The 18,398-nt window shown below is 63.0% G+C and carries 20 protein-coding genes; 19 read left to right on the top strand and 1 reads right to left on the bottom strand.

Translation table 11 applies throughout. From position 1 onward, the window contains the following. Positions 1-2: 2 nt before the first annotated feature. From ccoO to ACO055_RS12865, 12 genes are all read left to right on the top strand, one after another. The gene (gene ccoO, locus ACO055_RS12920; RefSeq protein WP_422059293.1) at positions 3-776 is read left to right on the top strand and encodes a cytochrome-c oxidase, cbb3-type subunit II; all 774 of its coding nucleotides are present in this window, start codon (positions 3-5) and stop codon (positions 774-776) included. Next, on the top strand, positions 773-931 hold the full coding sequence (locus ACO055_RS12915) for a cbb3-type cytochrome c oxidase subunit 3 (protein ID WP_422059292.1): 159 nt from the start codon (positions 773-775) through the stop codon (positions 929-931). The genes ccoO and ACO055_RS12915 overlap by 4 nt, the downstream gene beginning before the upstream one ends. Then, a complete protein-coding gene (ccoP, locus tag ACO055_RS12910; protein WP_422059291.1) occupies positions 924-1,877 on the top strand; it encodes a cytochrome-c oxidase, cbb3-type subunit III in 954 nt (317 codons plus the stop codon). Before ACO055_RS12915 ends, ccoP begins: the two co-directional genes overlap by 8 nt. Continuing rightward, positions 1,864-3,321 (top strand): cytochrome c oxidase accessory protein CcoG, encoded by a 1,458-nt coding sequence (ccoG, locus tag ACO055_RS12905; RefSeq protein WP_422059290.1) that lies wholly within the window; start codon positions 1,864-1,866, stop codon positions 3,319-3,321. Before ccoP ends, ccoG begins: the two co-directional genes overlap by 14 nt. Then, positions 3,318-3,788: a FixH family protein gene (locus tag ACO055_RS12900; protein ID WP_422059289.1), complete on the top strand. Its 471-nt coding sequence runs from the start codon at positions 3,318-3,320 to the stop codon at positions 3,786-3,788. Before ccoG ends, ACO055_RS12900 begins: the two co-directional genes overlap by 4 nt. After that, positions 3,785-5,902, top strand: coding sequence for a heavy metal translocating P-type ATPase (locus ACO055_RS12895; RefSeq protein ID WP_422059288.1), 2,118 nt, complete (start codon positions 3,785-3,787; stop codon positions 5,900-5,902). The genes ACO055_RS12900 and ACO055_RS12895 overlap by 4 nt, the downstream gene beginning before the upstream one ends. Beyond that, entirely contained in the window at positions 5,899-6,054 is a 156-nt protein-coding gene (ccoS, locus tag ACO055_RS12890) for a cbb3-type cytochrome oxidase assembly protein CcoS (protein ID WP_422059287.1), read from the top strand. Before ACO055_RS12895 ends, ccoS begins: the two co-directional genes overlap by 4 nt. Next, on the top strand, positions 6,051-6,284 hold the full coding sequence (locus tag ACO055_RS12885; protein WP_422059286.1) for a hypothetical protein: 234 nt from the start codon (positions 6,051-6,053) through the stop codon (positions 6,282-6,284). The genes ccoS and ACO055_RS12885 overlap by 4 nt, the downstream gene beginning before the upstream one ends. A 62-nt stretch (positions 6,285-6,346) precedes the next feature. Next, positions 6,347-7,675: an oxygen-independent coproporphyrinogen III oxidase gene (gene hemN / locus ACO055_RS12880; protein WP_422059285.1), complete on the top strand. Its 1,329-nt coding sequence runs from the start codon at positions 6,347-6,349 to the stop codon at positions 7,673-7,675. Positions 7,676-7,854: 179 nt separating this feature from the next. Next, positions 7,855-9,069 carry a 5-aminolevulinate synthase gene (gene hemA / locus ACO055_RS12875; RefSeq protein WP_422059284.1) on the top strand — a complete coding sequence of 405 codons (1,215 nt, stop codon included), beginning with the start codon at positions 7,855-7,857 and terminating at the stop codon, positions 9,067-9,069. Positions 9,070-9,250: 181 nt separating this feature from the next. Continuing rightward, positions 9,251-10,279 carry an IS110 family transposase gene (locus ACO055_RS12870; RefSeq protein ID WP_422059283.1) on the top strand — a complete coding sequence of 343 codons (1,029 nt, stop codon included), beginning with the start codon at positions 9,251-9,253 and terminating at the stop codon, positions 10,277-10,279. A 383-nt stretch (positions 10,280-10,662) separates the two neighbouring features. Next, positions 10,663-11,088, top strand: a complete 426-nt coding sequence (locus ACO055_RS12865) for a hypothetical protein (RefSeq protein WP_422059282.1) — start codon at positions 10,663-10,665, stop codon at positions 11,086-11,088. A gap of 423 nt (positions 11,089-11,511) precedes the next feature. Here ACO055_RS12865 and ACO055_RS12860 read toward each other — a convergent pair whose 3' ends face one another. Beyond that, positions 11,512-12,897 carry a tyrosine-type recombinase/integrase gene (locus tag ACO055_RS12860; RefSeq protein ID WP_422059281.1) on the bottom strand — a complete coding sequence of 462 codons (1,386 nt, stop codon included), beginning with the start codon at positions 12,895-12,897 and terminating at the stop codon, positions 11,512-11,514. Positions 12,898-13,317: 420 nt separating this feature from the next. Here ACO055_RS12860 and ACO055_RS12855 point away from each other — a divergent pair, with 420 nt between their 5' ends. The 7 genes from ACO055_RS12855 to ACO055_RS12825 all read left to right on the top strand — a co-directional run bounded on the left by ACO055_RS12855 (position 13,318) and on the right by ACO055_RS12825 (position 18,370). Beyond that, the gene (locus ACO055_RS12855; protein WP_422059280.1) at positions 13,318-13,482 is read left to right on the top strand and encodes a Flp family type IVb pilin; all 165 of its coding nucleotides are present in this window, start codon (positions 13,318-13,320) and stop codon (positions 13,480-13,482) included. Between the two features lie 201 nt (positions 13,483-13,683). Next, the gene (locus ACO055_RS12850) at positions 13,684-15,294 is read left to right on the top strand and encodes a Na+/H+ antiporter (protein ID WP_422059279.1); all 1,611 of its coding nucleotides are present in this window, start codon (positions 13,684-13,686) and stop codon (positions 15,292-15,294) included. A gap of 185 nt (positions 15,295-15,479) precedes the next feature. Next, a complete protein-coding gene (locus ACO055_RS12845) occupies positions 15,480-16,181 on the top strand; it encodes a glutamine amidotransferase (RefSeq protein WP_422059278.1) in 702 nt (233 codons plus the stop codon). Positions 16,182-16,492: 311 nt separating this feature from the next. Next, complete coding sequence (locus ACO055_RS12840; protein ID WP_422059277.1) at positions 16,493-16,984, top strand: response regulator transcription factor; 492 nt, start codon at positions 16,493-16,495, stop codon at positions 16,982-16,984. A 47-nt stretch (positions 16,985-17,031) separates the two neighbouring features. Further along, positions 17,032-17,415, top strand: coding sequence for a hypothetical protein (locus ACO055_RS12835; protein WP_422059276.1), 384 nt, complete (start codon positions 17,032-17,034; stop codon positions 17,413-17,415). A 16-nt stretch (positions 17,416-17,431) separates the two neighbouring features. Then, positions 17,432-17,845 carry a hypothetical protein gene (locus ACO055_RS12830; RefSeq protein ID WP_422059275.1) on the top strand — a complete coding sequence of 138 codons (414 nt, stop codon included), beginning with the start codon at positions 17,432-17,434 and terminating at the stop codon, positions 17,843-17,845. Positions 17,846-17,872: 27 nt separating this feature from the next. Continuing rightward, entirely contained in the window at positions 17,873-18,370 is a 498-nt protein-coding gene (locus ACO055_RS12825) for a MarR family winged helix-turn-helix transcriptional regulator (RefSeq protein WP_422059274.1), read from the top strand. Positions 18,371-18,398: the final 28 nt, after the last annotated feature.

Here is an 18,398-nt window from a genome sequence, read left to right as displayed (position 1 = left end):
AGATGGCCATCCAACCCGCCGAAAAGCGCTTCAGCCACAAGAAGCTCGAACGCAATGTCAGCCTTCTCGGCCTGCTGGCGCTCCTCGCGGTGACGATCGGCGGCATCGTCGAGATCGCGCCGCTCTTCTGGATCGACAACACGATCGAGAAGGTCGACGGCATGCGGCCCTATACGCCGCTCGAACTCGCCGGACGCAACATCTACATGCGCGAGGGCTGCTACACCTGCCACAGTCAGATGATCCGTCCGTTCCGCGACGAAGTCGAGCGCTATGGCCATTACAGCCTCGCCGCCGAGAGCATGTACGACCACCCCTTCCAATGGGGGTCGAAGCGCACCGGACCCGATCTCGCGCGCGTCGGCGGCCGCTATTCTGACGAGTGGCACCGCGCGCATCTGACCGATCCGCGCAGCGTCGTACCCGAATCGATCATGCCGCCTTACGCCTTTCTCGCCGAGAAAGACCTGTATGCCGGCGATATGCGCAGCGACCTCAGGGCCCTGTCCCGGGTCGGCGTGCCTTATTCCGAGAAAGCCATCGCGGCGGCCAATGAGGATCTGAAAGCCCAGGTCGACCCCGCGGCCGGCATCGATCTCCAGAAGCGCTATCCCAAGGCGCAGGTGCGCGACTTCGACGGCGACCCCGATCGCCTCACTGAAATGGATGCGCTCGTCGCCTATCTCCAGATGCTCGGCACACTCGTCGATGTCGAAAAGGCCGGTCCGCAGGAGCAGGCGCATTCCGCCGAGACCCCGAAGGCCAAGGCGCCATGAGCTACGACGCGCTCCGCCATTTCGCCGACAGCTGGGGTCTCCTGGCGATGGCGGTCCTGTTCCTCGGCCTAGTGGCTTGGCCGTTTCGCAGAGGCGCACGGCACCATCATGACGACGCTGCAAACATGATCTTCAAGGAAGATGAGCATGGCTGATCCCAACAATCTCCTGGCCGCCGAAGGGCACCGCATCGACGACGCGACTGGCACAAGCACGGTCGGTCACGAATGGGACGGTATCGAGGAGCTCAACACCCCCCTCCCACGCTGGTGGCTTTGGACCTTCTATATCACGATCGTCTGGGCGCTCGGCTATGTCATTCTCTATCCCGCCTGGCCGATGGTCCATGGCGCGACCGAGGGCGTGCTCGGCTGGAGCAGCCGCGGCCAGCTCGAAAAGGACCTCCAGGTCGACGCCGCGCGCCGCGCGCCGGTGACGGGCGCGATCGCTGCGACCGCGCTGACCGATCTGCCCGCGAAGCCCGAACTGATGCAGGCAGCGGTGCAGGGCGGCGGTGCGGCATTCCGGGTCCATTGCGTCCAGTGTCATGGCGCCGGAGGGGCCGGTCTTAAAAAGCTCTACCCCAGCCTGACCGACGATGACTGGCTGTGGGGCGGCGATCTCGCCTCGATCCAATATACGATCACCAACGGCATCCGGAATCCCGATCACGCCGCGACGCGTACCAGCCAGATGCCCGCCTTCGGACGCGATGGCATCCTCGAAGGGCCGCAAATCGACGATGTCGTGAGCTATGTCCGCACCATCAGCGGACAGGAAAAGGCGGGCGCCGCCTCGACCCGCGGTGCGGCGATCTTCGAGGCCAATTGCTCGGTCTGTCACGGGCCGGGCGGCCAAGGCGGTCGAGCGGTCGGTGCGCCGAAGCTCACCGATGCGATCTGGCTCTACGGCGGCGACCGCGACAGCCTGACCGCGACGATCAACCAGCCGCGCAACGGCGTCATGCCGCGCTGGAACAGCCGTCTCGAGCCCGCGACGATCAAGATGCTTTCCGCTTATGTCTATTCGCTGGGCGGCGGCGAGAAAGCGCCGCCCGCGGTCGCGGCGCCCGAAGGGCAGGGAGCCGATGGCCAGCCCTGAGGACCTCACCGGCGAGAATGGGCCGCTCTACGCGGCGCGGAAAGGTGTCTACCCCAAGAAGGTCGACGGGCCCTTCCGCCGCTTCAAATGGGCGATCATGTTCGTCACACTGGCGATCTATTATGGAACCCCGTGGATCCGCTGGGACCGCGGGCCCTATGCGCCCGACCAGGCGGTGCTCGTCGATCTGGCGCATCGCCGTTTCTTCATGTTCCAGATCGAGATCTGGCCGCATGAATTCTATTATGTCGCGGGCCTGCTCATCATGGCGGGGATCGGGCTGTTCCTCGTTACCAGCGCGGTCGGCCGCGCCTGGTGCGGATATGCCTGTCCGCAAACGGTTTGGACCGATCTGTTCCAGCATGTCGACCGGCTGGTCGACGGCGACCGCAATGCCCAGATCCGGCTGGCGAACGGTCCCTGGAGCGTCGAGAAGCTTGCCAAGCGCTCCCTCAAATATGGAATCTATCTGGGCGTCGCCTTCTGGACCGGCGGCGCGTGGATCATGTATTTCGCCGATGCGCCAACGTTAACCGCCGATTTTTGGACGGGACAAGCCGCCCCGGTCGCCTATGGCACCGTCGCCGTCCTCACCGCGACGACCTTTGTCTTCGGCGGCTTCATGCGCGAACAGGTGTGCATCTACATGTGCCCCTGGCCGCGCATCCAGACTGCGATGATGGACGAGAAATCGCTTCTTGTGACCTACAAGGACTGGCGCGGCGAACCGCGCGGCAGCACCAAGAAGGCGCAGGCGCATCCGGGCGCTCTCGGCGACTGCATCGACTGCAACCAGTGCGTCGCAGTGTGTCCAACGGGGATCGATATCCGCGAGGGGCCGCAGATCGGCTGCATCACCTGCGCGCTCTGCATTGACGCCTGCGACGGCGTGATGCAGCAGGTCGGCCGTCCGCGCGGGCTCATCGATTATTGCACGCTCGATGATGCCGCGGTCGAAAAGGCGGGGGGCGTTGCCCAGACCGTCCGCAAGACGCTGCTGCGGCCGCGCACGCTTATCTATCTCGGGATCTGGACGGCCATCGGCGCTGCGATGCTCTTCTCGCTGGGTCAGCGCACGCGTCTCGACCTCGCGGTCCAGCACGAACGCAGCCCGCTCTATGTCCAGCTGTCCGACGGGCATATCCGCAACAATTACACGCTGAAGGTCCGCAACATGGAAGCGCGGCCGCGCCGCGTCGCCGTCGCCGTCGACGGCTTGCCCGAAGCGCGTCTGTGGACCGAGGCCGGAACGCGCGAACGCGCCAGCCAGCATCTCGAAATCGCGCTGGCGCCCGATAGCGTGACGCGGGTCAGGCTCTTCGTCGCCGCGCCCGGCGCTGGACCCGAGCGTCAGGACTTCGTGATCGCGGTGCGCGGCCTTGACGGCGACCCGCGCGGCGACAGCGACATCATCCAGTTCGACCGGCCGGAGGCGGGACAATGACCCAGGAATATAAGCGCAAACCCTTCACCGGCTGGCATATGACCGCGATCCTCGTCGCCTTCTTCGGCGTCGTCATGACGGTCAATTTCACCATGGCGAAGCTCGCCTTGTCGAGCTTCGGTGGGACGGTTGTCGACAACAGCTATGTGGCAAGCCAGAATTATAATGAGTGGCTCCGCCGCGCCGCGGACCAGGAGCGTCTCGGCTGGCAGGAACAGGTCGACCTCGACGCCACGCGCCATATCCGCGTCGCCATTCGCAAGGACGATCATGTCCTTGCCGGGCTCACAGTGCAGGCAACGCTCAGCCATCCGCTCGGCCGCACGCCGCCGCGCGTGATGGTCTTCGAGCCCGCCGGCAACGGCCTGTTGCGCTCGACACAGGTCGTTCCCGCGGGCCGCTGGTGGCTCGATCTGGCCGTGCGCCAGGACGCCGATCGCGCGCGCTATCGGGTTAATCTTCAATGAGCGGCGCGACCGCCCTTGTCGAACGCGACTTCGCGGTGCCCGACATTCGCTGCGCGGGTTGCATCGCGAAGCTCGAGCAGGGGCTGGTGCGCGACCGCCGCATCGCGGCGGCGCGGGTCAATTTCACCGAGAAGCGCGTCCATCTCAGCTGCGTTCCCGACGCCGAGGTGCCCGATCTGATCGGCGCCTTCTCGCTGCTCGGCTTCGAGGCGCATCTCCTCGGCAAAGGTCCCGAAGAAGGCGATCCCGAAGCCGCAAGCAGCCGCGCCTTGCTTCGCGCGGTCGCCGTCTCCGGCTTCGCGATGATGAACATCATGCTGCTCTCGGTCTCGGTCTGGTCGGGCGCGGCGGGCGTGACGCGCGACCTCTTCCACTGGCTCTCGGCGCTGATCGCGCTGCCGACAATCGCCTATGCGGGCCGTCCCTTCTTCCGTTCGGCCTGGCGCGCACTCAGCCACCGCCAGACCAATATGGATGTGCCAATCAGCATCGGGGTCCTGCTCGTCAGCGCGATCAGCCTCTACGAAACGCTAACCCACGGCGCGCACGCCTATTTCGACGGGGCGGTCATGCTCCTCTTCTTCCTGCTCTGCGGGCGCTGGCTCGACAGCGTGATGCGCGACCGGGCACGCGGCGGAGTCGCGGCGCTGCTTCGCAACATGGGCACCGGCGCCATGGTGCTGCGGGGTGAGGGATCGGGGCGCTGGGTCGATGCCACCGAGCTCCAGCCGGGGATGATCATGCTTGTCGGCGCAGGCGAGCGGCTTGCCGCCGACGGAGTCATTTGCCGCGGATCGACGAGTATCGATCTTTCGCTGCTCACCGGGGAAAGCGCACCGCAGACCGTACGGGTAGACGATGTTGTCCATGCTGGAACCCTCAATCTCGATGCGCCGGTTCGCGTTCGCATCAGTGCGGCAGGCGCCGACACCGCGATTGCCGATATTGCACGGCTGATGGGCGAGGCGGCGCAGGGCAAGTCGCGCTATGTCCGCGTCGCCGACCGGGCTGCCCAGCTCTATGCTCCGGCCGTGCATTGCCTCGCGCTGGCCGCCTTTGCCGGCTGGATGATTGCCGGAGCGGGCTGGCATCAAAGCCTGCTGATCTCCGCTGCCGTCTTGATCATTACCTGCCCCTGTGCGCTGGGCCTTGCCGTCCCGGCGGCGCAGATCGTCGCCGCGGGCGAACTGATGCGCCGCGGCGTATTGATCAAGGACGGCTCCGCGCTCGAGCGCTTGGCCGAAGTCGATCTGGCGCTCGTCGACAAAACGGGGACTTTGACGCTCGGGCGACCCGAGGCGCTGGAGCTTGGCCAGCTCGACATCGGCGTCAAGTCGCTGGTGCTGGCGCTTGCGCAGGCGAGCCGTCATCCGCTGAGCGAAGCAATCGTGCGCGGCCTCAAGGATGAGATGGTCACGCCGGCCGATGTTCAGTCGCTCCGCGAGACGCCGGGCTTTGGGATCGAGGCCCGCTGGGGCGATCAGATGGTGACACTTGGCCGGCCTCAAGGCGCAATCGGCGGCGATGCGCTTGCCACCGAGCTTGCCGTCGACGGCCGGACGGTCGCCACGCTCCGCTTCGCCGACCAGCTCCGCCCCGATGCGCGCGCCGCGATCGATGCGCTGCGCCGCGAGGGCATCGATGCAACGATGCTGTCGGGTGACCGCGCCGAAGCGGTCGCGCCTGTGGCCCGCGAACTTGGCATGACCGCACAGACGGGTATGAGCCCACAGGACAAGCTGGCCGCAATTGCCAGACAGGCAAGGCTCGGCCGCAAGGTGCTCATGATCGGCGACGGGCTCAATGATGGTCCGGCCCTCGCGGCGGGTCATGCCTCGATGGCACCGGGCTCTGCGAGCGATGTTGGCAAGAACGCTGCCGATTGCATCTTTCTGGGCGACCGGCTGATGCCGATCGTCGATACGATCCGCATGGCGCGGCGCACCCAGGCGATCGTGCGTCAGAATTTTGCGCTGGCGATCGGCTATAACGCCATTGCCGTCCCCTTGGCCTTCCTCGGGCTCGTGACGCCGCTGATCGCCGCCATCGCTATGTCGGGCTCGTCGCTGATCGTCGTCGGTAACGCCTTGCGGCTCAAGCGGGCGCTCCGGTGAACGGCGTCCTGCTCCTGATCCCGATCGCCCTGGGGCTTGGTCTTCTCGGGCTTGCCGCCTTCTTCTGGTCGCTGCGCCAGGGCCAGTTCGACGATCTCGATGGCGCTGCGCTGCGCATATTCGTCGAAGATGAAGAGGATCGCGTGCCATGACCGCGCGGATCGTCGGCACCCTGCTTGCCACCTTCGGCCTCATGCTCGCGCCGCTAGCCAGCGGTGCCACCCTGCTCGTCGTTCCCGGTTGCAGCGGCGCTTCGCATCTTCTCGTGCTGCCGCACGATCCCGCAGCGCCGGCGGACAAGGGAAGAGGATGCGCAAAGGCCTGTCACGCCGTGACCGATCGGCGCGTGAAATCCGGCAAGGCACGAAAATCATGCTGCTGATGCACAGACGCGTTTTGATCCTAGTCAATGCGCTGCGCTAGGCAGAACAATAGGCTGACCTCATGTGGACCTTTTATCCCGATCTGCTCGCCAAACCGGTGCCGCGCTACACCAGCTATCCGACCGCAATGGAATTCGGCGAGGGCGTTGGCGCGGCGGATTATGGCCGCGCGCTCGACGCGGTCGAGGCCGCGACGCCGGTCTCGCTCTACGTCCACATCCCCTTTTGCGAAAGCATCTGCTGGTATTGCGGATGCAATACGGGCGCGGCAGGGCGGAAGCAGCGGCTCGCCGACTATCTGACTGCGCTCCGCGCCGAGATTGCCATGGTGGCGAAGCGGCTCGGCGGGCGCGGACGCATCCAGCGCATCGCCTTTGGCGGAGGCAGCCCCAACGCGATTGCGCCGGTCGAATTCGTGCGTCTGCTCGACCGCATCCTCACCGTCTTCGATGTGCACCGGCCCGAGGTCTCGATCGAACTCGATCCGCGCGGCTTCTCGGCCGAATGGGCGCTCGTTCTTGCCGCCGCCCATGTCACGCGCGTCAGCCTCGGCGTCCAGACCTTCGCGCCGCACATCCAGCAGGCGATCGGCCGCATCCAGCCGCTGTCGCATATAGAGCGCGTCGTTGCCGGGCTCCGGCTGCGCGATATCGACGCCATCAACTTCGATCTGATGTACGGGCTGCCCGGCCAGACGCTTGCCGATCTCGACGAAACCCTCGACGAAACGATCCGCCTTGCGCCGAGCCGGATATCGCTTTTCGGTTATGCGCATCTCCCGCACATGATCCCGCGTCAGCGTCAGATCGACGTCAGCAACCTGCCCGATCACAAGCTGCGCTTCGAACAGGCATGGCGCGGTTATGAGCGGCTCACCGACGCGGGCTATGTTGCGATCGGGTTCGATCATTTTGCGCTGCCCGCCGATCCGCTTGCCGTCGCCGCACGCGAACGTCGCGTGAACCGCAACTTTCAGGGCTTTACCGAGGACGACAGCCCGGTGCTCATCGGCATCGGTGCGAGCGCAATCAGCCGCTTTCCCGATCTCCTCGTCCAGAATGAGAAACGCGCAGGCGTCTACCGCGATCTCATCTCGGCCGGTCAGCTGACCGCCGTCCGCGGTGCATCAATCGACGCGGAGGACCGCGAGCGCGGACGGATCATCAAGGAACTGCTCTGCCAGGGTAGCGCCCGCCTTGAATCCGGCTGGCTGCGCTCCGCGCGGACTGTACTCGCCGATTATGAGCGCCTGAAAATCCTTCGCTGGGACGATGACCGGCTCGTCGTCGAGGACGATGGCCTGCCCTATGCCCGGCTCGTGGCGGCGCAATTCGACCGTTTCCGCGGTGCGATCAAGCGCGAGGAAGCCCCGCAAATGGTCTCGATCTAGAGACGCACCCGGGCCGGAATCCGGAAAGGCCCGTTTGCCGATCGGGCAGCAATCGGTCCGTCGGCGTCCCGGCAAAATCACCGGCCTTCCTGTACGTGTTATTCCTAATGGGAAGCGAGCGCGTCCGGCGGATAGAAGCTCCTGTATCCCGGCTATTTCGACCTTTGGGGGCAGGCCTAATGCGCTACGACAAGATTTTCAGCGATGCGATCGAGCGCCTGCACGAAGAAGGGCGCTACCGCGTCTTCGTCGACATCCTGCGCGACCGCGGGGCCTATCCCGGCGCACGCTGCTTCGACGCGGCCGGCGAAGCGCGGCCGATCACCGTCTGGTGCTCGAACGACTATCTCGGCATGGGGCAGCACCCGGCGGTCACTGCGGCGATGGAGGCCGCGATCGCCGATGTCGGTGCAGGCTCGGGCGGCACGCGCAATATCAGCGGCAATACCCATTATCATATCGAACTCGAGCGCGAGCTTGCCGATCTCCACGGCAAGGAAAGCGCGCTCCTCTTCACCTCGGGTTATGTATCGAACGACGCGACGCTCGCGACGCTCGGCAAAATCCTTCCCGGCTGCGTCATCTTCTCGGACGAGCTCAATCATGCGAGCATGATTGCCGGCATCCGCAACGCGGAATGCGAACGGAAGATCTTCCGCCACAATGATCTCGAACATCTCGAGGCGCTCCTTGCCGAAACCGACCCCGCGCGGCCCAAGCTTATCGCGTTCGAGAGCGTCTATTCGATGGATGGCGATGCCGCACCAATCGCCGCGATCTGCGACTTGGCCGATCGCTACCAGGCTCTCACCTATCTCGACGAGGTCCATGCCGTCGGCATGTACGGACCCCGCGGCGGCGGTATATCGGAGCGCGATGGCGTCGCGCACCGCGTCAGCGTGATCGAGGGGACGCTTGCCAAGGCCTTCGGTGTCATGGGCGGCTATATCGCCGCCGATCGCGCCATCGTCGACTGCATCCGCAGCTATGCACCGGGGTTCATCTTCACCACGTCGCTGTCGCCGGTTCTTGCCGCCGGCGCGCTCGCCAGTGTCCGCCATCTGAAGACGTCGACGCGCGAACGCGAGGGCCAGCAAGCCGCAGCTTCGCAACTCAAATCCTTGTTTCGCGATGCCGGCTTACCGGTCATGCCGAGCGACACCCATATCGTTCCGCTCCTCGTGGGCGACCCCGTCCACGCCAAGGCGCTCAGCGATCATCTGCTCGCCGAGCATGGCGCCTATGTCCAGCCGATCAACTATCCGACGGTGCCGCGCGGAACAGAGCGTCTCCGCTTCACGCCGGGACCGCTGCATAGCGAGACCGACATGGCAGCGCTGACGGCGGCGCTTGCGGCCTGGTTCTTTCCGTATCGCTTGATGATCGCCGCCTGACCAACCCGGCAGCCCTGTCCCCCGATCTCAGGAAACGCCTCGACCCTGCGCGAATTTTGATCCAGCGCAATGCGCGTTCCCGAACTCCACCCTAAAAGCCGACTGTCTGCTATTGATGTCGTGGACGGCTCTCCATCCCCCTGCGGTATGCTCCGTGGGATGAGCTGGAAGGAGAGCGACGATGGAGAAGATTGCGACGATCGGATTGGATATCGCGAAGTCGGTGTTTCAGGTCCACGGTATTGATGCCGCCGGCGAGGTAGTAGTGCGCAAGCGCCTGAGCCGAGCGCGGGTGATTCCATTCTTTGCGAAGCTGCCGCGGTGCCTGGTCGGCATCGAGGCTTGCAACACCTCGCATCACTGGGCCCGCGAGCTGATCGCGCTGGGCCACGACGTTCGGCTGATGCCGGCGCAATATGTGAAGCCCTATGTGAAGCGCGGCAAGAATGATGCTGCCGACGCCGAAGCGATTTGCGAAGCGGTGACGCGGCCGACGATGCGGTTCGTGGCGGTGAAGACGCCGGAGCAGCAGAGCGTGATGATGCTTCACCGCGTCCGGCTGATGCTCAACCGACAGCGCACTCAGCTGTCGAACGCGATGCGGGCGCATATGTCGGAGTTCGGAATCGTCGCGCCGGTCGGACGTATGGGGCTCGAGCGCCTGCTGGCGATCATCGCCGACCGAGATGATGAGAGCATACCTGCCGATGCCCGCATCTGCCTCGAGATGCTTGGCGCACAGCTCGCGGTCGTGAAGGAGCAGATCCTCGAGAACGATCGCCGCATTCGCGTGAGTGCGCGCGAGACGGAAGTCGGGCGGCGGCTCATGGAGATACCAGGCGTCGGGCCGCTGCTTGCGAGCGCCTTCGTTGCCAGCGTCGCCGACCCGCGCATGTTCAAGACGGGCCGAGACCTCGCCGCGTGGATCGGCCTGGTGCCGCGACAGAACTCGAGCGGAGGCAAGGAGCGGCTCGGCGGCATATCGCGCGCGGGCAACCGATATCTGCGCCAGATGCTCGTGGTTGGTGCGATGGCTGTCATCCGCCATGCCGAACGACATGGCACCAAGCGGGCATGGCTGCTGCAGCTTCTATCACGGCGCGCGACAAAGGTCGCTGCGGTCGCCCTCGCGAACAAGACCGCGCGCATGGTCTGGGCGCTGATGACGAGCGGTGAGCATTATCGCGAGCCAGTGGTGGCACACGCGTAGGAGATCAGGCGCCGCGAGCCGTGGCGCCGACGATGTTGGGAAGGGCGGATAGGAGCTGATGCACGAAGCCGGTTGAAACCGCCGGATCAGGAAAACCCATTTTGGCCGATGCACCTCGAGTGCGAGCTACTGGTCGGGACCCGATCCGCGCGAAAGGCATCATGGCCAGCGGCGCACGACAATGCCGCATCAAAGGCCGGACACATGGCCGCACCAACCAGCAGATCGCATCCCCTAGAAACTGCTTGCCAACGGAGGGCCGTCCACACACGGCCAAATTCTGCCCAAAATTCGCCGTCTATGGCTAAGCAAAGGAATGTGGTATCGGATCGGGAAAGGCGACCTACCCATCCTCGAACAATGGCATCGTCAGCCTGGCATCCATGCCGGATATGGCGCTGCAAGGTCTCGCTACCCCGCCCCCGGAAAGGCTCGCCATGCGACTATCACGACCGTTCGTCGTATTGACAACCGCTCTGCTGTGCGCATGCGTGCCCGCCGAGAGGGAAGTTGCTGCTTCAAATACAACTGCCCTCGCGACCGCGCCGCAAACTCAGGACGCGCGCGCGCTTTCTTTTGTCGAAGAGCGATGTAGCGGTTGCCATGCATTGCGCCCGGGAGTTGAGCCGCCCAATTCGCAGGCGCCCAGCTTTGTGGCCGTCGCGAATGACATGGGGTTTAACCAAGATACGCTGCACGATTTTTTTCGCGATGGACACGATACACCGGATGCGATGTCGATCATGTTGACCAGAGAAGAGGCTGAGATGGCCTCAGCTTACATTATGTCACTTCGCTCTCCCCGCTGACACGACGCGATGGCTTTGACAAAATTGACCTAGCTGGAGCAGTTCCGGCGAACCCGGGAAAATAGCCGCGAGGCTCACTGGCAAACGCTGCGAAAGCCGATTTTGAGTGAGCGGGGATAGGGCGGCCATGCAATACCTGATCGTGCCGGACCGGAAGTTCGGCGGGTTTACGAGAAATTGCTGCGTGTTGTTTGAGATCGCGGTTCCGCCCGGGCTCAAGGAATAGGGCGGGCGCGCAGTTTGGCGAAGCGAGAGCGGTCGGCTACGCCCAGGGCGCTTAGTCCACGCAGCCACCGAGGGGCTGCAATTGGTCGCTTGCAGCCGTCCACCCGAGATCTTGGCGAACGGCAGCTATCTCGAACTTGTGCCCGGAGGCTGTCGGTCGGGAATCAGCCAATTGCAGATGCTAACAGGAAATGGCAATCATCTATTGGAGATTGCCAATGGCTGCTGCGACTGACTCCGCGTCAGGAAATCATCCAGCGCGGCCCTGCGAGCCGATCGATCAAACGCGAAACTGGTCGATCTAAACTTTGCGCCTTTCAGCAAGCTATCGATATAGCCGGCAATTGAGTCCGCAGCGAGGATCAGTGTCGCATCTAGCGTGTGGATATAACGGCTCGTAATCGAACCCTTGGCGTGACCAATGAGTGCCGCGATCGTGACTTCGGTAAAGCCTAGGTCATTTGATAGACTGGCAAAGCTGTGCCGCAGCACATGTGGGGTCACGCCGGCAAGCGGAGAGCCTTCAAATAGCTGTGCCCAATGATTGGGAAGGCCCCCGAAGGGATTGTCGTCACCATACCCTGGGAACACAAATGTTCCGACGGCATCTACCCTCCGCTTTTCGAGCAATTCGAGGGCAGGAAGCCCAATGGGACGAATGGATCGGCCCTCCTTGCTGTCAGCCAGACGAAGGCAGCTTCCCTCAAAATCCACTTCTTGCCACTTGAGACCGATGATTTCACTTCGGCGACAACCTGTCAGGGCGATGGCGCGAATAATCTCGGCTGTGATGCGATATTTATCGCTCTCGGCGATCTCTGCCAGCATTCCTCCCAATATGCGATACTCGGACTCAGTCAGGCGACGATCGCGGACATTATATCTTGGCTTCTTGATCCCATGTGCCGGATTATTCTCAATGACTCCCAGCTCGATGGCATAGGTCAAAATTCCCCCGAGTAGCCCGATCGTCCGCGTCGCCGTGCCGGGGCCGCCCTTTACGATCGACTTCCCCCGTAGCTTCTTGGTCTTCATAACCAGCCGTGTGCGGCCCGCCATGATGTCTCGCATGACCTTTGTTAATTCAGCCCTTGTCAGGTCCTTCACGCGGCGGGTTCCAAGTAACGGAATGATATGACGTTGGATGCGTCCGATATCGATGTCGACCGTTGAGCGTCTTTTTGGTCTTCCGCCTTTTCCCAAGATCAGGCCGGCGTCCAGGTCCCGGATATAATATTCGCAAAGCTGGCGCACAGTCATAGCATTTCGATCGAATTCTCGCTCTTCCGCAGGATCGTCGCCTCGAGCCACCCGCCCGATCTGCACTCGTGCTTCTTGCCGCGCTTCGTCGGCAGTCCACACGCCATGCAGTCCGATCGTATAACGCCGAGACCTACCTCTGCTCCGATATTGGATGAGGTAACTGCGCTTTCCAGAAGGGTAGACACGGAGACCAAAGCAGGGCAGTTCCTCATCCCAGATCAAATAATCCTTGGTATGGACTTCTGCAGCTTCCACGGTTCGCTTAGTTAGTTTCGGCACGGCATTGGCTCTCAAATCTGTTCGATTTCGCGTCAGCGCCACGCAAGTGAGCCGAGGGAAATCGGGGCAAACTCAAGGTTAGGCCAGCGTAGAGGGGTTGGAAATAAAGTTTATTCTTTATAGTGGTTTAGCGTAGAAAAACAGGCTCTGGCGTAACCTAGCGTGGGCTGCTATTGCCAGCTCCGAAGGCAGAGGCCAGGGGTTCGAATCCCTTCGGGTGCGCCATTTTTCTTTCTCTTTGGCGATGCCGAGTTCGCGGACGCTTCCGCAACCCCTCGCCGGAAAATTCGAGCAATTGCGAATGGACCAGCGCGCCTTGCGCGCGGCCGGGAGCGACCGTGCGGGAAACGGCCGACAGTTATGTCGCCGAATTCGCTAAGGTTTTCAAAACCATTTGGTTTTAAGAGCACAGGCGCCGATCGCTATCACACGATCAACGGGGCAAGTGTCAGGAGACCAGGCATGACGTTCATCAACAAGCTCGGTCGCAGCACAAAGGCTGCGACCGCCATCGAATACGGCCTGATTGCCGCCCTCATCGCCGTCGCCGGTATTTCGGCAATGACGTCCGTGGGCAAAAGCGTCAGCACGACGTTCAAGACTGTCAACAACGGTCTGACGCCGTAATCGGCGCGCCAGCGCAGGAATGGGAAGGGCGGCGGATTTCGCCGCCCTTTTTCGTGGTGCGTCGGCGCGCGTAACGCTGCCCGCGAGCATTATTCCGCCGTCGGCCGATCCCGTTGTCGACGGTGATTGATCGACGCCGCGAACGGCGGCAGAGTTGCGCCTGTCCGGTCGGGGCGGAAGGGGCGATGACATGCGATTCGAGTGCCGCACGAAGCCGGGCCACCGCTGATGCACGCGGTCGAAGCGTTCGAACTGGTTCTCGGTCTGCTCGCGCTGGTGATCGTGCTTCACTGGCTTGCGCTCAAACTGCGCTGGCCGCCTGCTACCGCCTTGCTGGTCGGGGGCGGCGCGCTCGCGTTCGTGCCCGGCTTGCCGGCGATCTCGCTTGATCCCGAGCTCGCGCTGGTGCTGTTTCTGCCGCCGCTTCTGATGGACGGCGCTTATTATACCGCGCTCGGGCGTTTTCGGCGGCATTTGCCCGGCATATTGTCGCTCGCGATCGGGGCGGTGGTCTTCACGACGCTGGCCGTCGGCGTCGTGACCCACTGGATTCTTCCCTCGTTGCCATGGGCCGCGTGCTTCGCTCTCGGTGCCATCGTGTCGCCCCCCGATGCCGTATCGGCGCGTGCGGTTCTGAAGGGCGTGCCGCTGCCGCGCCGGCTCGCTGCCTTGCTCGAGGGCGAAAGCCTGCTCAACGACGCGACGGGGCTTATTCTTTTCCGCTTTGCGGTTGCTGCGGCGCTGAGCGGGATGTTCCATCTCGGCGAGGCGGTCCAGAGCTTTGCCCTGGTGGCGGTCGGCGGCGTCGCGATCGGTGCTGCGGCAGGCGCGATCTGGATTTTCGTCGCGCGCCGCCTGCGCGACCGGATGCTGGTCGTGCTGGCCAATGTCGGCCTGTGCTGGGCCGCCTATCTGGCGGGTGAGGCCGTGCATGTGTCGGGTGTGATCGCGACTGTCACGGCGGGGCTTATCCTCGGATGGTATCAGCATGTGATCCTGTCCGCGGACATCAGGCTGGTCGGCAATTCGGCCTGGCAGATACTGGTGTTCGTCCTCGAGGCGCTCGTTTTCATCCTGATCGGCTTTTCGCTGCGCGGCGCGATCGACCGGATTGGCGGCGTCGCCGGAATGCCGGCTTCGACGATCGCAGTGATCGTGGCCGTCGTGCTGACCGTCACCGTCGCGCGTTTCCTATGGATCCTCGGGTCGGAGCTATTGCTCGAAACCGCGCGCAAGGCAGGCGTAAAACGCGCGCGGCCGCTCGGGTGGCGGCAGGCGACGGTACTCGGCTGGGCGGGCATGCGGGGCGTCGTGACGCTTGCGGTGCCGCTGACCTTGCCGATCGACATGCCCGGCCGCGACCTGATGCTGATCTGCGCCTTCGCGGTCATTTTCGTCACTGTCGTGGTGCAGGGATCAAGCCTTGGCTGGCTGATCGGCAAGATCCACCCCGTCGATACCGATCCGCCCGCCAAGATGGACATGCCCGCGGCCGAGGGGGCGATGGCGCGTGCGCGGTTCGAGGTGATCGAGCGGCAGGCCTATGCACCCGACGGCACCTTGGTTCACCCGATGATGCTGCAAGAATATCGGCGGCGGATGGATTTCATGGATCGCTACGAAGCCGACGCCGACACGGCGATGGAGAATTTGCGCCCGCATTTCGATATCTTGCTCGAGGCGATCGCTGCGGGACGCGCCGAACTGATCAGGATTCACCGCGCCGGGCTGATCGAGGACGAGGTTCTCCATGAACTCGAACGCGACCTAGACGTCGAACAGATGGGCATCACCTTCCAGCGCGGCGATTAGCTGCCGGCAGCACGCGGTGGTGAAACAAGTGGCGGCCCGCCGCGGAGGGAAGCCAAGCTCCGCTACGGGCCGCGACAGTATCTCTACTGCAAAAGTAGAGTGACATCTCGTCGGCGTTCTGGCTAGTTGGCAAGCGAACGAAACAACGCAGCAGAGCATCGACTCATCGCCATTTCTCCCAGAGCATGACCGGAAAAAAAGGACTCATCATTCGGCATGTGCCGCACGAAGGGATCGCGGGCTTTCGCGAACCCGTCGAGTCGGCGGGCTATGTGCTGACGCGAATCGACGTCGAGGATCCGGCGTTCGGCACGGTCGACCTGACCGAGCCCGATCTGCTGATCATGATGGGTGGGCCGATGGGGGTCTATGAGCAGGACCGCCATCCGTGGATTGGGTGCCAGCTGAGGCGCCTTGCGCGGCGACTTGCCGCCGACCGGCCGACGCTCGGCGTCTGCTTCGGGGCGCAGATGATGGCCGCCGCGATGGGATCGCCCGTCTATCCGGGTCCGGCGAAGGAAGTCGGCTTCCACGCGCTGGACTTCGTCGATGCGGCGTCGCCGCTCCGGCATCTTGCGGGCGTCGACGTGCTGCACTGGCATGGCGATACGTTCGACCTGCCCGAAGGCGTCGAGCTGCTTGCCTCGACCCCCGCCTATCGCCATCAGGCGTTTCGTCGAGGGCCGAACATCTTGGCGCTGCAATTCCATGCCGAGATGGGGCTCGATCCGCGCTTCGAGGCGTGGATCGAGCAATGGCCCGAAGCGCTGGCCGAGGTGGGCAGCAGCGCGGATGCCATGCGCGGGCGGCATGCAGAGCACGGCCCCGCCGCGGTGGTTGCGGGACGGCGCATGATCGCCGAGTGGCTTGCGGGGCTTACCAGTTGACGCGATTCAGGCGCCGCCGATGGCCGTCTCTTGCGGCTAGTGCGTCTGACGTCATCGCGAGCGTCGGTGTTTCGCGCGATTAAGGGCAAGACTAAAGTTAAGTGACAATGTGAACGAAGCCGAAGGCGACGATATCGCTTGATACCCGGCGCCGCGGATCGGATCGAACCGAAAATGACCCGCCTGCGCCGACGGGACGGGCTTGTTACCGCTCCGCCCAGCGTTCCGTTAGGGCAATGTCGCGCCGCTATAGGGTAACATGATACGCGAATCACGCTTGCACGTAACTTGATTTCGACTTCTGATGCTCTATGCCCAATGACGTGCAGGGTGACCCAGACAATTACATCAGTCTCCTTTCGGCCGCGCAAATTGAAACGCTGCGGCTGGTTTTTGAGCACAAAAATTCCAAGGAAATCGCTCGCATTATGGATGTTTCCCCGCATACGGTGGATGAACGAGTCCGGCGGGCCTTAAAAAAGCTTAATGTTTCCAACAGAATAGAAGCCGCGACGATCCTGGCCCGTAACGGTGTATTCAACCAGGTTACTCCCTATCAGCCTTTGACATATCAATTGTTCGACCTAGGCGACCATCCCCATGCCGATGATGCCGGTGTGGGGCGCAGTTCGATGCGGCGGCTTTTCGATATAGGCACGCCATATCCTACCGCGTCCCAGCCGGCCAACCGGCACGGGTTGATGGAAAGGATAATCTGGCCAATTTTGATTGCTTTTGCGACCATTTTGGCTTTTTCCGCTCTCTATTCGATCCTTGTCGGACTTGGTCGTGTTTTGACCTGAATGCTGCGGGGGGGTTCCGTCGGCATTCGCTTACAAGGACCAAGGACATGCTGAACGAAAGACTCTCTGCGGCGAAGAAAATCGCCTCTGAACTTCACCAGGCGGAAGACGCGATCGACGAAACCATGATCCGTATTGCCCACCTGGCGGCTTCGCTGCCCACCGCGCGTCGCGATATCAACATGTCGGCGATCGTTGGCCAGGAAGCGATGTCGAAGGTCGCACATGCGCTCGCAGCGGCCGGCGAAGTGCGTCAGCTTCTCACCGACGCGCATATCTCGCTTACCGCAACGCAGAAGCAGATCGGTCTTGGGACGCGCATGTTCGGTGCGGGCGTCAAGCCGCCGGCCGCCGCGACGCTCGTCGAGGACGGCAGCAACGACCTGGACGGGGCCGAGGTCGCGCACCTCTCGCTCGCCAAGGCATCCTAAGCCAAGCGGACGCATCATGTGGACCGTAGCGACATATTATGGAATTTTGCTGCTCACCGTAGCCGTCGCGATGTGGCGCGGCGGCTATATGGAACGGTGGGCAGCTTACACCGCCTTGCTCGCTTCGGTTTGCACCTCGGTCCTCGCACCTGCTCCCGACTGGTCGCATATTGAATATAGTATCTTCGCAATCGACATCGTCGCGCTTGCGAGCTTTTGGTTCATTGCTTTGAAAACACAGCGTTTCTGGCCATACTGGATTACCGGTTGGCAATTGATCGCCATTTTCGGGCACCTCCAGAAGCTGATGTTTTCGGAGATATTGGCGCGCCCTTATGCGCTGCTTTCAATGTATATATCCTACCCGATCCTGTTCATGATTTTGTACGCATCGGGTTCGACCAGACGGAGAGAGAACGCCGGGGCTTGATGAAGAACGCCCAAAGGGTCTCATCACATGCAGCAATTTTCGAATCATGAAATTGCCGAAATCCGATCGCGGATCGACCAGATCCATGATCTTCTCGCAAAAAGCGGCGCCGACGAACAGTTGTCGGCCAGCGCTGCGGGCTTCGGCCTCACACCCGTCGCCGCCGAACCGCGGCTGATCGATCAGCTGGCGCTCAGTATCCAGGTCAGGCGCATGCGCAAAAGCCATTTCGGGACGGCGCAGATGTCGGGTCCGACCTGGGACATGATGCTCGACCTGATGCTCGCCAATGCCAATGGCCGCGCGCTGAGCGCGAGCGATCTTGCGACTGGCGCGGCGGTGCCGCTGTCGTCAGGTCTGCGGATGATCGCGTCGCTCGAGGCTATGGGACTGGCCAAGCGCTCGATCGACGAGCGCGACCGGCGGCGAACCATCGTCCGGCTCACCGAAGCGGGCACCGAACGCATGGCAAGCTATTTTGAAAAATTCGGGGCGGCGATACGCAGCGGCTATCGCGCCACCTGACCGTTAGTCGTTGAAGCGGGCGAGGCCA

It is taken from the genome of Sphingopyxis sp., assembly GCF_965227415.1.
In the GTDB taxonomy this organism is placed as follows: Bacteria; Pseudomonadota; Alphaproteobacteria; order Sphingomonadales; family Sphingomonadaceae; genus Sphingopyxis.
The sequence above is the reverse complement of the archived record's forward strand: the minus strand, read 5'-3'. Positions and strand labels throughout refer to the sequence as shown.